At 32.0% G+C, this 14,111-nt stretch carries 16 protein-coding genes; 12 read left to right on the plus strand and 4 right to left on the minus strand.

The features are described from left to right. Position 1: 1 nt before the first annotated feature. From ACZZZT_RS18675 to rlmH, 5 genes are all read left to right on the plus strand, one after another. Positions 2 to 286 (plus strand): GNAT family N-acetyltransferase, encoded by a 285-nt coding sequence (locus ACZZZT_RS18675; protein ID WP_463461504.1) that lies wholly within the window; start codon positions 2 to 4, stop codon positions 284 to 286. Positions 287 to 796: 510 nt separating this feature from the next. After that, positions 797 to 1,567: a hypothetical protein gene (locus ACZZZT_RS18680; protein ID WP_463461505.1), complete on the plus strand. Its 771-nt coding sequence runs from the start codon at positions 797 to 799 to the stop codon at positions 1,565 to 1,567. Positions 1,568 to 1,631: 64 nt separating this feature from the next. Further along, positions 1,632 to 2,090 carry a hypothetical protein gene (locus tag ACZZZT_RS18685; RefSeq protein ID WP_463461506.1) on the plus strand — a complete coding sequence of 153 codons (459 nt, stop codon included), beginning with the start codon at positions 1,632 to 1,634 and terminating at the stop codon, positions 2,088 to 2,090. Between the two features lie 121 nt (positions 2,091 to 2,211). Further along, entirely contained in the window at positions 2,212 to 2,514 is a 303-nt protein-coding gene (locus ACZZZT_RS18690; RefSeq protein WP_463461507.1) for an antibiotic biosynthesis monooxygenase family protein, read from the plus strand. A gap of 118 nt (positions 2,515 to 2,632) precedes the next feature. Then, positions 2,633 to 3,106, plus strand: coding sequence for a 23S rRNA (pseudouridine(1915)-N(3))-methyltransferase RlmH (gene rlmH, locus ACZZZT_RS18695; RefSeq protein ID WP_029269532.1), 474 nt, complete (start codon positions 2,633 to 2,635; stop codon positions 3,104 to 3,106). Positions 3,107 to 3,150: 44 nt separating this feature from the next. Here rlmH and ACZZZT_RS18700 read toward each other — a convergent pair whose 3' ends face one another. Further along, a complete protein-coding gene (locus ACZZZT_RS18700) occupies positions 3,151 to 3,405 on the minus strand; it encodes a hypothetical protein (protein ID WP_463461508.1) in 255 nt (84 codons plus the stop codon). A gap of 511 nt (positions 3,406 to 3,916) precedes the next feature. After that, entirely contained in the window at positions 3,917 to 4,741 is an 825-nt protein-coding gene (gene folP, locus ACZZZT_RS18705) for a dihydropteroate synthase (RefSeq protein ID WP_463461509.1), read from the minus strand. A 195-nt stretch (positions 4,742 to 4,936) separates the two neighbouring features. Here folP and ACZZZT_RS18710 point away from each other — a divergent pair, with 195 nt between their 5' ends. From ACZZZT_RS18710 to tpiA, 5 genes are all read left to right on the plus strand, one after another. Next, positions 4,937 to 5,479: a DUF1599 domain-containing protein gene (locus ACZZZT_RS18710; protein WP_463461510.1), complete on the plus strand. Its 543-nt coding sequence runs from the start codon at positions 4,937 to 4,939 to the stop codon at positions 5,477 to 5,479. An 88-nt stretch (positions 5,480 to 5,567) separates the two neighbouring features. Next, the gene (locus ACZZZT_RS18715) at positions 5,568 to 6,668 is read left to right on the plus strand and encodes a BT_3928 family protein (protein ID WP_463461511.1); all 1,101 of its coding nucleotides are present in this window, start codon (positions 5,568 to 5,570) and stop codon (positions 6,666 to 6,668) included. Between the two features lie 144 nt (positions 6,669 to 6,812). Continuing rightward, complete coding sequence (locus ACZZZT_RS18720) at positions 6,813 to 7,478, plus strand: dienelactone hydrolase family protein (protein WP_463461512.1); 666 nt, start codon at positions 6,813 to 6,815, stop codon at positions 7,476 to 7,478. A gap of 400 nt (positions 7,479 to 7,878) precedes the next feature. Further along, a complete protein-coding gene (locus ACZZZT_RS18725; protein WP_463461513.1) occupies positions 7,879 to 8,373 on the plus strand; it encodes a TlpA family protein disulfide reductase in 495 nt (164 codons plus the stop codon). A gap of 99 nt (positions 8,374 to 8,472) precedes the next feature. Beyond that, on the plus strand, positions 8,473 to 9,225 hold the full coding sequence (gene tpiA, locus ACZZZT_RS18730) for a triose-phosphate isomerase (protein ID WP_209562267.1): 753 nt from the start codon (positions 8,473 to 8,475) through the stop codon (positions 9,223 to 9,225). A 180-nt stretch (positions 9,226 to 9,405) separates the two neighbouring features. On the opposite strand, the gene ACZZZT_RS18735 is transcribed toward tpiA, so the two are convergent. Both ACZZZT_RS18735 and ACZZZT_RS18740 read right to left on the minus strand, forming a co-directional pair. Continuing rightward, positions 9,406 to 11,745 carry a hypothetical protein gene (locus tag ACZZZT_RS18735; RefSeq protein WP_463461514.1) on the minus strand — a complete coding sequence of 780 codons (2,340 nt, stop codon included), beginning with the start codon at positions 11,743 to 11,745 and terminating at the stop codon, positions 9,406 to 9,408. After that, complete coding sequence (locus tag ACZZZT_RS18740) at positions 11,705 to 12,841, minus strand: hypothetical protein (RefSeq protein ID WP_463461515.1); 1,137 nt, start codon at positions 12,839 to 12,841, stop codon at positions 11,705 to 11,707. The genes ACZZZT_RS18735 and ACZZZT_RS18740 overlap by 41 nt, the downstream gene beginning before the upstream one ends. A gap of 111 nt (positions 12,842 to 12,952) precedes the next feature. On the opposite strand from ACZZZT_RS18740, the gene prmA reads away from it, so the two are divergent. Continuing rightward, positions 12,953 to 13,786, plus strand: a complete 834-nt coding sequence (prmA, locus tag ACZZZT_RS18745; protein WP_463461516.1) for a 50S ribosomal protein L11 methyltransferase — start codon at positions 12,953 to 12,955, stop codon at positions 13,784 to 13,786. A gap of 35 nt (positions 13,787 to 13,821) precedes the next feature. After that, complete coding sequence (locus tag ACZZZT_RS18750) at positions 13,822 to 14,097, plus strand: ATP-dependent Clp protease adaptor ClpS (protein ID WP_029269514.1); 276 nt, start codon at positions 13,822 to 13,824, stop codon at positions 14,095 to 14,097. Positions 14,098 to 14,111 lie beyond the last annotated feature (14 nt).

Genomic DNA, 14,111 nt, shown 5'->3' on the forward strand with positions numbered 1-14,111 from the left:
CATGGAAATTCAACAAATTAACGATACAAGAAGAGGCTATTTTGAAGCTGTAGAAGACGGAAAAGAAGCCGGAAAAGTGACGTATACTTGGGCTGGAGATTCAAAATTTATCATCGATCATACGGAAGTAAGTGAAGAATTTAATGGAAAAGGCGTTGGTAAAAAACTTGTTATGGCCGCTGTAGAATATGCCCGAGCCAATAATTTAAAAATTATTCCGCTTTGTCCTTTTGCTAAAAGCGTTTTTGATAAGGTTGAGGAAATTCGTGATGTGTTGTTTTCTTAAGGTTCAAAGTTACAGAGGTACAAAGGTTCAGAGGTTTTTCTAACGAATATTATTGTAGAGACGCACAGCAGTGCGTCTTTCGCATTTTATAACGTCTTACATCTCATCTCGACGGAGGAGAGATCACACTCGAAACTCCGTAATCTAAATCACCAATCTTTGTCGAGCTACTAGTGTGATCTCTCCTCCGTCAAGATGACAAAAATGGCGCAAAGCTTAGTGAACTTTGCCAACTTTTCTACAAACACTCCACAATAAACTTTGTGAACTTTGCGAAAAAACTTTGTGATCTCTGCGGTTAAATTCGCAACCTTAAACCCGCATCCTAAATCAAATTTTTTAATCTCCTCCGAAACTCTTACATTTGCATGTAATTTAAACTTAGAGTATGTCAAGGATAATTACACTTTTCTTTTTTTCATAGCGCAAATCGGCTTTTCTCAATCGGCTGAAAATTATTTAGAAAAAATCAGAAATAACGAAGCTCTCTTAACAGCTTTTTTTCAGCAAATGCCTAAAGGCGGCGATTTACACCATCATTTTTCGGGATCAATTTATGCAGAACCTCTTTTGGAAAGAGCTATTGCAGAAGATTTTTATCTGAATATAGAAACGATGGCAGTTTCAAAAACAAAACCTGAAATTGGGAATTGGCACACTTTCTCCTCCCTTAAAAACGAAGGCAAACTGGCTTTTTACGAACAGCAAGTAATGCAAACCTGGTCGGTTAAAGATTATAATGGTTCTGTGCCTTCTGATGATCAGTTTTTTGACTCTTTTCAAAAATTTGAACCAACTATACAAGGTCATTTTGCCGAAGGAATGCTCGAATTAAAAAAACGCGCCCTTGCAGAAAATGTAAGTTATATCGAAACACAGTTATCAACGATTCCGTGCGATATGAATGTAGCTGATTTATCTGATTTTAATTCGAAATTGCGTCAGGCTTCATCTCAAAAAGATGAAAAAGCAGTTCTAAAACTTTTAGACGATTTGTATAAATCACTTCAGAAAAAAGACGCTAAAAAATATGCAACAGATTTCAATACTAATTTTATAGCAAAACTTCATAAAGACTTAAAAATTGATGATGAGCGTTTTACCATGCGTTATCAAAATTTTGTACTTCGTTTTATGGATCCTGTTGATTTATTTAAGAATCTGACGATTGCATTTATCTCTGCCAACGACAGCAAATTGGTTGCGGGCGTAAACATCGTTTCACCGGAACACGGTGAAAATTCTATGAAAGATTATTGGCTACATATGGTCATGTTTTAAATATTGCCACTCAAAATTTCCAGGCGTAAAATACACACTTCACGCGGGCGAATTAACTTTAGGTTTGGTTCTTCCAGAAGATTTAACCTGGCATATTAACGATGCGATTCATATTGCCGGAGCAAACAGAATTGGTCACGGAGTTGATATTGCATACGAAGCAAATTCATATGATTTATTACGTTACATGGCAAAAAACAATATTCCAATTGAGATTAATTTAGTTAGTAATGAGTTTATTTTGAAGGTAAAAGATAGCCGTCATCCGTTTACACTTTACAAAGAATTTAATGTACCAATTGTAATCAGTACCGATGATGCCGGAATTTTAAGAACCAATATGACGGAACAATATGTTTTATTAACAAAAAGATATCCTGATGTTTCATACGCGACTATAAAACAATACGTTTACAACAGTATTAATTACAGTTTTATTCAGGATGAAGCGGTTAAAAAGCAATTAATCAAAGATTTGGATAATAGATTTAAAACTTTTGAAGGGAAATTTTCTAAAAACTAAATTTATAATCTGAGTGTAAATTGCACGCAGATTTTAAACAGATCAAGCAGATTAACACAGATTTTTTATGACAAAATATCAAAAATAAAATCTGCTTAAATCTGCGTAAAAAAATATAATTATGATTCTAGAAGCCGCATTCCTTTTCGTAAAACCAGATTTAACAAATCAGTTTGAAATTGATTTTGCAAAAGCAAGTCAATACATTTCATCAATTGATGGCTATTTAGGTCATACTTTACAGAAATGTCTTGAAGTCGAAAATAAATATCTTTTATTGGTTGACTGGAATACACTCGAAAATCATACCGTAGGTTTTAGAACTTCTGAAGCTTATCTGGAATGGAAAAATATTTTGCATCATTATTATGAACCGTTTCCTATTGTAGAACATTTTGAAACCGTTTTTGAGAATAAAAAATAGCCCACTGATTATACTGATTATACTGATTGAACGGATTAACACAGATTATTTATTTTTAATTCGTACTCATTCGTGAATCCCGATAGCTATCGGGAGTGGCAAAAAACAAAATAGAAATATGAATATCAAACTTATAGCCATTGGCAAAACCGACAATAAATCGTTGCAGACTTTAATCGACGATTATACCAAGCGTTTGTCGTTTTATATCAAATTTGATTTGGAGATAATTCCGGATATTAAAAACGTAAAGAATTTATCTGAAAGTCAGCAAAAGGAAAAAGAAGGCGAATTGATTTTGTCCAAATTAACGCCGACAGATCAGTTGATTTTATTGGATGAAAACGGTAAAAACTTCTCCAGCGTTGGTTTTTCTGAAGAATTGCAAAAGAAAATGAATTCGGGAATCAAAACTTTGGTTTTTGTAATTGGTGGTCCTTACGGATTTTCCGATACGGTTTACAGCAAAGCACAAGGTAAAATTTCGCTTTCGTTAATGACGTTTTCGCATCAAATGGTTCGCTTGTTTTTTATCGAACAATTGTATCGCGGCTTTACGATTTTAAGAAATGAACCTTATCATCATCAATAGAAAAGCTTTGTTTTTTTTAGTTTCAGGTTTTATTTGTTTCAAGTTTAGAAGATGAATTCTACAGGAAGCTTATCAAGATTGTATGACACATATTTTTGCAGTAAAATTTTATGTTGGATATATTCTTCATAACTCATGTTCTTATCGAATAAAAATACGACATCCGGCACCCTTTCAAACTTTATACTATAAAAACGTTGTAATATTTCTGATATTTTTATTTCCTTATTTCCCATCAAAACTTGCTCTTTTCCTTTTCTAAAACGAAATACAAAATTTTCTTTATTTGGTTTTTCCATTTTATAATACACTTTCGTGAAAGGCAAAAAGGCTAAATTCTTTCCAACAGAATCTGCGTAGGAATAATAATTCTCGGCTTTTTCGTTTTTGTGTGCTTTTTCGCCACGCTTTTTTCCTGTAGTTTTATTACTTCCGGAATTACCAATCTTAACGGTAAACGTTTGTCAACATTGAAAATCCAGTTGGTTGAAATAATGCTGTTTTTTCGGTTTACTTCTGCAATTGTATCTTTTCCATCAATTTTAAAAAAGATGTAAATTGGTGAAAGATCTTCGACGTTTTTAACGATTGAAATATTTGATTTTGGAAGTAGAACGTCTTTTTTTCTTCGCAGGAAAAAAGTAAAAGAGTGATAATTAAACTAAAGTATTTCATATTATTTGTTTTTTTTAACACAAAGTATGTCATTTCGACGGAGGAGAAATCACATAAGTGAAGACATACAGTACGTCGCTCTCTGGATGTGATTTCTCCTCCGTCGAAATGACAAATCTACCGTTTAAATTCAACTTACAAACTCATTTTATTATACAAAGTCACACATTCCGTCGCCTCTTTTACATCGTGCACACGCAAAATTTTAGCTCCTTTTGTCAATGCAATGGTATTCAGAAACGTTGTTCCGTTTAAGGCTTCTTGCGCTGTACTACCAAGCGTTTTATAAATCATTGATTTTCTGGAAATTCCGACTAAAACTGGCAATTCTAATACATTAAAAAGTTCCATTTTCTGCATGACTTCATAATTTTGATCGGTTGTTTTGGCGAAACCAAAACCGGGATCTAAGATTAAATCATTAATTCCGAGACTTCTTGCTTTTTTTACTTTTTCAGAAAAATAGAAAAGTATTTCTTTTACAATGTCCTCATATTGCGTTAGACTCTGCATTGTTTGCGGGTTTCCACGCATGTGCATCATAATGTACGGAACATTATATTTTGCAATCATATCAAACATTTTATCGTCTAATTCGCCTGCCGCAATATCGTTTATAATTGCTGCACCGCTTTCTATACTTGCTTTTGCTACTTCGGCTCTAAAAGTATCGATTGATAATAAAGCTTCCGGAAAATGCTTTAAAATTAATTCAATGGCAGGAACAATTCGGTCAATTTCTTCCTGTTCGGTAACAAATTCGGCACTTGGTTTGCTTGAATAAGCGCCAATATCAATAAATGTTGCTCCCTCTGAAAGCATTTTATCTACTTGTGAGATTATTTCGTCTTCATTACTATATTTTCCACCGTCAAAAAAAGAATTTGGCGTTACATTCAAAATTCCCATTACTTTAGGAATCGACAAATCAATTAGTTGGCCTTTGCAGTTAATTAGCATCTCTTGTTATTTTTGTTTCAGGTTTCAAGTTTCAAGTTTCACAACTTTTGTTTCAAGTTATTTTTGTTTCAGGTTTCAAGTTACTCAGCTTGCGCAATCTACTTCAACCTGAAACTTTAAACTTGAAACTTTTTTCATAAACTCTTTAATTTTATCCTTATTTTTGAAGAAATTTTAGCAAATATACAGCAATAAATGAAGAATACTTCCCTTGAATTTGATAATGTAATTACGGTTTGCCGTACTTTATTTATCAATAAAATGAAAGATTATGGTAGTGCATGGCGCATTTTAAGATTGCCATCATTAACCGATCAGATATTCATAAAAGCACAAAGAATCAGAAGTTTACAGGAAAACGAAGTTCGTAAAGTTGATGAAGATGAAAAAGGAGAATTCATCGGGATCATTAATTATTCGATCATGGCCCTGATTCAGTTAGAATTAGGCGTTGTTGACCAACCTGATCTTAATGTAGAAAAAGCAACCGAATTATACGACGCTAAAGTTAAGTTAACCAAAGAGTTAATGGAAGCCAAAAATCACGATTACGGCGAAGCGTGGCGCGATATGCGAGTAAGTTCATTGACGGATTTGATTCTGCAAAAATTACTTCGCGTAAAGCAAATTGAAGATAATAAAGGCAAAACTTTAGTTTCTGAAGGCATCGACGCGAATTATCAGGATATGATTAATTATTCTGTTTTTGCTTTGATCCTAAATCCTATAAACAAATAAAATTCCAATTTTTAAATTCCAAAACCCAAGTTATAGAATTGGATTTTGGAATTTCTTTATTGAGATTTAAATTTTAATACTTTCCCCCATGAAAAACATCATTACTCAATTCTCCCGATTATTTGTCGGCGTATTATTTATCATTTCAGGATTAATTAAACTGAATGATCCGGTTGGCTTCTCTTATAAATTGGCAGAATATTTTAGTGAGCCGGTTTTCAATATGCCATTTTTAGAACCTTTGGCTTTAGGTTTGGCGATCTTTTTAGTGATTTTAGAAGTAGTTTTGGGCGTAATGTTATTGGTGGGTTACAAATCAAAACTTACCATTTGGGCTTTATTGCTTTTAATTGTTTTCTTCACATTCCTTACCTTCTACTCTGCTTATTTTGATGTAGTTAAAGATTGTGGATGTTTTGGAGATGCTTTACACTTAACTCCTTGGCAATCGTTTACAAAAGATATTGTTTTACTTTTCTTTATTCTGATTTTATTCATCAATAAAAAGCTGGTAAAACGTTTATTCTCAAAGACGGTTACCAATATTATTACGCTAATTGCTATCGTATTATGTGTTGTTATGGCTGTTTGGGTTTTAAACCATAATCCTATAAAAGATTTCCGTCCGTTTAAAGTAGGAAGCAACATCGAGAAAGGTATGGAAATTCCGGAAGGTGCACCAAAATCGGTAGTTGAAATGACTTTTATCTACAAAGTAAATGGTGTTGATAAAGAATTTACAGAAAAAGATCTAGCCAATATTCCGGAAGGTGCCACTTTTGTTGACAGAAAGGATAAAGTAATTACAGAAGGTTATGTTCCGCCAATTCATGATTTTTCGATGACAAAAGACGATTCTGATTATAAAGAAGAATTGCTGAAAGAACCAAAATTATTGATTTTTGTAACCTACGATTTGACTTTATCAAATCCTGAAGGAATGAAAAAGTTGGAAGATGTAAATAAAGAGGCAAAATCAAAAGGATACAAAGTTATCGCTATGACTGCTTCCGGAGCTGATGAAATTGCAAAAGCTAAAAAACAATATGGATTAAATGTCGATTTTTATTTCTGCGATGCTACAACTTTAAAAACAATCGAAAGAGCAAATCCTAGTATTGTGGTTTTAGAAAACGGAACTGTGATTCAGAAAGTTCATTATAATGATGTTGATGATTTGAAGTTATAAAATATTCAAATTAGAAAACATAAAAAAACGCCAATTCTATATAATTGAATTGGCGTTTTTTTGTGCAAATAATTAAGTAAGAAAAATAAATCACATAATTTGTTCTTTATATTTGTTAAAACTATTTCAAAAACAAATTTATTTATGAAACAATTACCAAGATTCTTTTTTACTTCTTTAATAATTATACTTTCCGGTTTTGTGGGTTTTAGCCAGGAAACCGCAAACAAAGACCAACGCTACATCTTCTTCTTTCATAATAAATTTGTCGAAGAAAACGATTTAAGTGTTGCCCATCCTGAATATGGAAAAGCAGAGTATAACGAGATTATAGATTCATTTAAAAAAGATAATTTTATTGTTATCAGCGAAAAAAGAAAGAAAAACACTAATGCATATGACTATGCTGAAAAAACAGTAAAACAAATTAAAAAACTTCTTAAAAAAGGTATTCCTCCAAATAAAATTACAGTAATCGGCACTTCAAAAGGTGGTTATATTGCAGAATATGTTTCTACTTTGTTAGCTAATCCAGATGTAAATTTTGTTTTTATTGGATGCTTTATGGACAGCGATATCGAACAAATTCCGGATATTAATTTCTGTGGAAATATACTGACCATTTATGAAGAATCAGATATTTATGGTGTTGATGCTACAAAACGAAAAGAAACTTCCAAACTAAAAATAAATCATTTCAAGCAAATCCAATTGCATACCAATCTAAAACACGGTTTTTTATATAAAGCTTTAGACGAATGGATTGTTCCAAGCAAGAAATGGGCAAATGGTAATTATGATTTGAATTAAATTCTAAAAATCATATTTAAAAGACTTCAGTAAATTCTAAATTAGAAAATTTTATTGAAGTCTTTTTTTTGCTTTAATCTGACGTTTTTTGGCTCAAAAAAATCCTTCTTTCATTAAAAATATCTTTTTTCTCATTTTCTTTAGAAAACATTTTCCGGAATATAATATAATTTCAAGTTTTTCAAGTGAACTATTACGATTTCAAAGCGCTTTTTTTAACCGAAATTTCCCGTTTTGTGATAAAATAAACGAGTCTTCAAATTTTGTTAATCTCCATTTGGCATTCGATTTGTTTGTTTAACTTTGTTCGGAACCTTAATTTATGAAATTGCTCTGATTTGAATTTGCAGATTCATTTCCTGAAAAGCAATTTAAAGTACATTACAAATATTATTTTAATATGAAACAAATAGCGCTAATTGTTATTGCATTTATTACTTTTTCATGTTCACAAGCTCAGAAAACAAGTTTTTCAAAAGAAGCTTTGTCTGAAAAATTATTAACCCTTGATGGAGGTCAGACTTCTTTCAAGAACATTCTTAAAAAATACAAAGGAAAAACTTTGGTTATCGAAGTTTGGGCTTCCTGGTGTGGTGATTGCGTAAAAGCAATGCCTAAATTAAAAGAGCTTCAGTCGAATAATCCTGATGTTTCTTACTTATTCCTTTCGGCAGATAAAACGGCTGACAAATGGAAAGCCGGAATTGAAAAACACGAATTAAAAGGCGATCATTTTATGATGAACGACGGTATGAAAGGTGTTTTTGGAAAAGCAATTGATCTTGATTGGATTCCTAGATACATTGTCGTTGACAAAACTGGTAAAATTGTATTATACCGCGCCATAGAAACTGATTTTGATAAAATCAATGAAACTTTAAAAGGTTTAAAATAAAATTTGAATGGTAATGACAATTTCAAAATTCAATGTCAATGCTGGATTCAATTTAATACAAGAATAAAAAACAAAAAAAGAATAATAAAAACTACCAAAATGAGAAAAAAGATTGTTGCAGGAAACTGGAAAATGCATAAAAACGCAGGACAAACTGAAGAATTATTAAGTGAATTAATTACAAAAATACCAGCACAAACAACTGCGCAAGTAATTGTTGCCCCAACATTTGTAAATTTACAAGCAGCTGCTGCTAAAGTAAAAAATACAACTATTGGTGTTGCTGCACAAAACGTTCACCAAGCGGAAGGCGGAGCTTTTACAGGAGAAATTTCTGCAGACATGCTAACTAGTATTGGTGTAAATACAGTAATTCTTGGTCACTCTGAGCGTCGTGCTATTTTTCACGAAACAGATGCATTGATCGCAAGCAAAGTTGATACAGCTTTGAAACATGATATGACTGTAATTTTCTGTTTTGGTGAAGAACTAAAAGATCGTCAATCTGGAAATCACTTCAACATTGTTGAAAACCAATTGCGTGACGGAATTTTCCATATTGCAAAAGAATCATGGTCTAAAGTTGTTTTAGCTTATGAGCCAGTTTGGGCAATTGGAACCGGAGAAACTGCTTCTCCTGAACAAGCGCAGGAAATGCACGAATTTATCAGAGAAACAATCCGTAAGGCTTTTGGAGCTGATATCGCTGATGAAGTTTCTATTTTATACGGTGGTTCTGTAAAACCTGATAACGCTAAAGAAATCTTCGGTAAACCAGACGTAGATGGTGGTTTAATTGGAGGTGCTGCTTTAAAAGCAGAAGACTTTTTAGCAATTGTAACGGCTATCTAAAACATTTTAGCCACCAGATTACAAAATTAAAAAGATTTTAAAATCTGTTATATTATAAAAGCGTTCACCATGTGAGCGCTTTTTTTATGTTTTTAAACCATATAAGTTATATAAGTAAATATAAGTTTAGTTTAAAATCATACTTATATTTACTTATATAACTTATATGGTGGAAAAAAATTAGTTTATAAATGATTGCAACAATGGGCAATTGTACTTTTTAAAAGTTGGTGTTGTTTTATAAAGTGAATAAAAATCTACAAGCTCCTTCCCTGCTCTAAATGGATTTTTTTCTTCTTCTTCGGCAGAAATAATAGTAGCATAATGATTGTAATAATTACATTCAAAAATCATTAAACTGGCCAGAGCTTTTTCATTTTTATTTTTAGACATTTTCAAGGCTTTTTCATAATACATTTTTGCCATTGTTAAACTGTAATAATTGCCTTTTTGGTATGTTTTTTCTTTTTCAGAATTATCTCCATAAACATAATCAACATAGGATTCGCCAGATGTCCAGTCATAGGCAACCATCATCCAGGAATTTCCTAAATAAGAAACATTAAAATACGCATTTGCCAATTGCAGATTGCCCGACGCTGTGTTTTGCTTTTTCAACTGAATTAATTTTGCAATAAATTCGGCTTTATTAAAACGGTAATCAAATTTTCGTTCTTCTTGTTTTTGCAGAATTTTGGGTGTAAAAGGGTTTTCATTTAGAAAATCTGTAAAGGAATAATTCTTCTCCCAAAAATCTTTGGGCATACTTGAAAAGGTTTCATAAGCCAATTCTAAATCATTGTTTCTGAAAGCAATTGTTCCTTTTAGATCTTTGTAATAATCAACATTTGGTGCAATTGTTCCGGAACAAATGTATTTTTCAAAGGGTGTTTTATCTTCTTTTTGCTGTAATGCAATCAATTTATCAACGTCTTCAACGGTTGCAGTTCGTTCAAAATAACCAATGTAGTTATAGAAATAAGGAGTATTATAATATCCTGAATATTCTCCTTCATTCTTAAGATCCGATTTCATCATTAATAAACCTGCTGTAACGCAATCATTTTTTTTATAGAATTCGCCGCTTGCTATTCTATATAAACTGTATAAGTTTTTGAATAATCCGTTATCGGTTTCAACTAAATTTTCAATAGCATCAAAATATTTAAAAAGTTGGTTTTGCACTGTTTCGTTTTTCAAATCATCTTGTTTTAAGGAAACTAATGCCAACTGAATATTTTTCTGCATTTGTATCGATGCATTGGCTTTATCAGATATCATATTGGTATATTTTTTTCCCAACTCGATATCATCATCCATAAAGCAAAGCTGTGCAATTGCAGCGGTTATATACTTTTTTTGTTCACCAGACGTTTGTTCTCGAATAGCAATCAGAAAATATTCTAACTCTCTTAAATACAGAATATCTTTATTGAAATTTTCATTTTTAGCATTGACGTAATCTCCGTACCAGTCCGTTCCTTCAAACACAACCGATGGGGTTCCGTTTGTGGTATATTGTGGTGTAAAAATCCAGTCTTCGAGTTTATTGATTTCTCTCCCAATTAAAAAACTTAAATTCAAACTATTCGGACTCAATTCGTAAACTTCTTTGATTGTTTTTAAATCGGGAGCCGGATTACGAAAACTTTCAATTGACAGAATTACACTTCGTTCTTCATTATTTTGGGCCAAAGCCAAAGTTTCGGCAGTTAATTTCCAGTTATAATGCTGTAAAACGGCAAATGATTTTTCTTCGCAAGTAGCAAAAACTTTACTCAATAAATAATTCTGCAAAGGCAAATCATCAATACATAAGGCTTTATAATACAAAGCCCAAGGTTGAAGAATTGTATTTTTATTTTCTGCAAAATAAGTATCGTATAAGCGAATAACTTCATTTTTATCCTGAGCGTAAAAACTATATCTGAGAATTAAAAAAGCATAACGCTGTTTTAAAAAGGGATCTTTTGCAGTTTTAATTTTCTTTTCGAAATCTTCTAAATCTGCTAGTTTATGATCCTTGCTATTATAACCAACTTGTTCCCAGGATTCCCATTTTACATCGATATTACTGTTATATTCAAGTTTTTTAGCAAATAAAATATAGTTTAAAAAGACTTTGTTTTTTGGCAACAATAAAGCTTCAATAAAAGTGTTTTTTTCGAACGCTTTTTTTAATGATTTAGATTCAAAAGCATTTTCAAATTGTTCAGCATCTGTTTCGTACAAAATCGTGTGAACATCTTTTGGGTTAATTTGATTGCCAAGTTTCTTCTGCCATTCTAAACAATTCAGCTCCTGATCTACGCCCGAAACTGTATTTGTCGAATAGTAATAATCTGCAGAATAATAAAACGGCGTGAGTTTAAAAAAACCTTCTCGTTGTGCTTTAAACAATACCAATCTGCTGGTTTCCGGCGAAACACTCCATCCGCAGGCAAATGAAACCTGAAGGCTTAAAAGAAAAAGTAAACTACTAAAAACGCGCATAACAGCTGGATATATTTTGGGTTCCATAATCGTTGATGTATTTTTTATCAAAAGAAAAAAACGTCACTTTGGTTTGATTATCAATCTTAATTTTATCTTTTACAATCGAAATCATTTTATCTAATTCTTCTTCAGAAATTTTCTCGATTCTAATCTCGTCTCCGTTTCGCAAATAAGTTTGCCCAACCAAAACATCATCTTCTAAAACATATTTAGATTCAGTTGATTTCTTCAATTTTATCGAATCTTTCAGTAACTGATCATAATCTGATAAAATTCCTTTAAACTGATTTCCTCTAAAAACAACTGCCCAGCTATATAACGGCAACGCAATATCGAGTTTGAGTTTATATTCGCCGTGTGTAATATATTGCGCCAATTCGTTGCTTGTTCCTATTGAATTTTTGGTTTTAAAATCGTCTGGTTTTGTCAAATTATAGCACATCAACAAACCTTTATCTACTGGCGGAATTCCGGCTTTTTCTGCAAATTTATATTGCCAAAGTCTTATTGTAGCAGATATTTGCGCTGTTGGAAAACCTTTTTTGATTTGTTTTAATAAATAAAAATAATTGTCTTTAGATTTTTCAGACCAATCACAGTCAATTAGAATTTCCTTAAAATCAACTTTTAATTTGGCTAATTCTAACGCTTTTATCGAATCGTAATTAATTCGTTTATAGTCTTTTTGTTTGTAATAATCTTTGGGGTAAACAATTGCATTAGCGATTACATCTGCTTTTGTTTCGTTCATTTTTACACCAATTTGATTAACGCGTTGTGCAATTCTAACCGCCAAACTATCCAATTGCTTTTTAGTCGATTGTAAAACAACTTCATTGGTAATAAAAACACTTGGTGTAATATCAGGATTGCTTTCGTTTAAACTGACATTTCCAATTGTTGCCACCGGTAAAGGTTCTTTTGCATACGGATTCCAATCTACGTCAAAAAAGCGAACATATAGGTGTTTTACATCCAATTCTCTCATTAAAGAATCATCTTCTTTCTGAAAATTTAAATCAGTTTTCCAATAACAAAAAGATCGGATTACTTCGTGGTCGTTCTCACACGAAGCGCCGTTTAAAACTGCAAAAAGTAAAATATAAATGATATTCTTCATAAATTAAATTAGTAGAAATTTGAATCAAAATTAACATTAATCTTCTAGAGAATATGATTTATTTTTAAAGAACTTCAACTTTGGATTCTTACCTTTGCAAAAAAATTATTTATGTCGAATATATATTTAGGATATCATTTTACGATTGAACCGAAAGAACCCGGATCAGAAATTTTAATTGCTGAATTAGGCGAAAAAGCATTTGAAACTTTTACAGAAACAGAAACCGGAATTTCGGCTTATGTGAAGAAAGATTTGTGGGATGAGAATATTCTGGATGACATTTATATTTTAGAATCTGAAGAATTTAAAATTGAATATACCGTTGAAGAAATCGATCAGGTAAACTGGAACGAGGAATGGGAAAAGAACTTTGAAGCGATTGATGTTGACGGAAAATGCCACGTACGCGCTCCTTTTCATGAAAAAACCAATGCTGAATTTGATATTGTAATCGAACCAAAAATGAGTTTCGGGACCGGTCATCATGAAACAACGCACATGATGATTCAGCATTTATTAGAAATGGATGTTGAAGGTTTAAAAACGTTAGACATGGGCTGCGGAACTGCAATTTTAGCCATTCTGGCCGAAATGAAAGGCGCTCAGCCAATTGATGCTATTGATATTGACAACTGGTGTTATTTGAATTCTATAGAAAATGCTGAACGCAATAACTGCAAACACATTACCGTTTATGAAGGTGACGCCGCTTTATTGGCCGGAAAAAAATACGATTTGATTATTGCCAACATCAACCGTAATATTTTGCTAAACGATATGCAAAGTTATGTTGATTCTTTAAACCCAAAAGGAATTATACTTTTTAGCGGTTTTTATGAAGAAGATATTCCGTTTATTGATGCTTCCTGCACGGAGAAAGGTTTGACTTATGTTAAAAAATTTCAAAGAAACAACTGGGTTTCATTAAAATACGTAAATTAGATAGTAATTACAAACAGTACAAAAACCTAAAAAACATGAGTACTAAAGAAAAAGTAAGAGAAAGAGTTCGCGAGAAAGAAGCGACAGGTTTTAATAACGAGATCATTGTTTATAATGACGATGTAAATACTTTTGATCATGTTATCGATACTTTAATGCGCGTTTGTAATCATACACCTGAGCAAGCAGAACAATGTTCTTTAATTGTACATTACAACGGAAAATGCACGGTAAAAACAGGTCCGATGGACAAACTTAAACCTCAATGTACACAGCTTTTAGAAGCAGGACTTAGCGCAGAGATTGTTTAATTGTGAATAATTTA

It is taken from the genome of Flavobacterium sp. AC274 (assembly GCF_979258275.1).

What these genes read in the sequence shown, in the direction of transcription:
- ACZZZT_RS18680 (WP_463461505.1), top strand. Translation starts at nt 797, where the DNA reads ATGCCTAAAGGCGGCGATTTACACCATCATTTTTCGGGATCAATTTAT.
- prmA (WP_463461516.1), top strand. Translation starts at nt 12,953, where the DNA reads ATGTCGAATATATATTTAGGATATCATTTTACGATTGAACCGAAAGAA.
- rlmH (WP_029269532.1), top strand. Translation starts at nt 2,633, where the DNA reads ATGAATATCAAACTTATAGCCATTGGCAAAACCGACAATAAATCGTTG.
- ACZZZT_RS18740 (WP_463461515.1), bottom strand. Translation starts at nt 12,841, where the DNA reads ATGAAGAATATCATTTATATTTTACTTTTTGCAGTTTTAAACGGCGCT.
- ACZZZT_RS18690 (WP_463461507.1), top strand. Translation starts at nt 2,212, where the DNA reads ATGATTCTAGAAGCCGCATTCCTTTTCGTAAAACCAGATTTAACAAAT.
- ACZZZT_RS18735 (WP_463461514.1), bottom strand. Translation starts at nt 11,745, where the DNA reads ATGGAACCCAAAATATATCCAGCTGTTATGCGCGTTTTTAGTAGTTTA.
- ACZZZT_RS18700 (WP_463461508.1), bottom strand. Translation starts at nt 3,405, where the DNA reads ATGGAAAAACCAAATAAAGAAAATTTTGTATTTCGTTTTAGAAAAGGA.
- ACZZZT_RS18715 (WP_463461511.1), top strand. Translation starts at nt 5,568, where the DNA reads ATGAAAAACATCATTACTCAATTCTCCCGATTATTTGTCGGCGTATTA.
- tpiA (WP_209562267.1), top strand. Translation starts at nt 8,473, where the DNA reads ATGAGAAAAAAGATTGTTGCAGGAAACTGGAAAATGCATAAAAACGCA.
- folP (WP_463461509.1), bottom strand. Translation starts at nt 4,741, where the DNA reads ATGCTAATTAACTGCAAAGGCCAACTAATTGATTTGTCGATTCCTAAA.
- ACZZZT_RS18675 (WP_463461504.1), top strand. Translation starts at nt 2, where the DNA reads ATGGAAATTCAACAAATTAACGATACAAGAAGAGGCTATTTTGAAGCT.
- ACZZZT_RS18710 (WP_463461510.1), top strand. Translation starts at nt 4,937, where the DNA reads ATGAAGAATACTTCCCTTGAATTTGATAATGTAATTACGGTTTGCCGT.
- ACZZZT_RS18720 (WP_463461512.1), top strand. Translation starts at nt 6,813, where the DNA reads ATGAAACAATTACCAAGATTCTTTTTTACTTCTTTAATAATTATACTT.
- ACZZZT_RS18725 (WP_463461513.1), top strand. Translation starts at nt 7,879, where the DNA reads ATGAAACAAATAGCGCTAATTGTTATTGCATTTATTACTTTTTCATGT.
- ACZZZT_RS18750 (WP_029269514.1), top strand. Translation starts at nt 13,822, where the DNA reads ATGAGTACTAAAGAAAAAGTAAGAGAAAGAGTTCGCGAGAAAGAAGCG.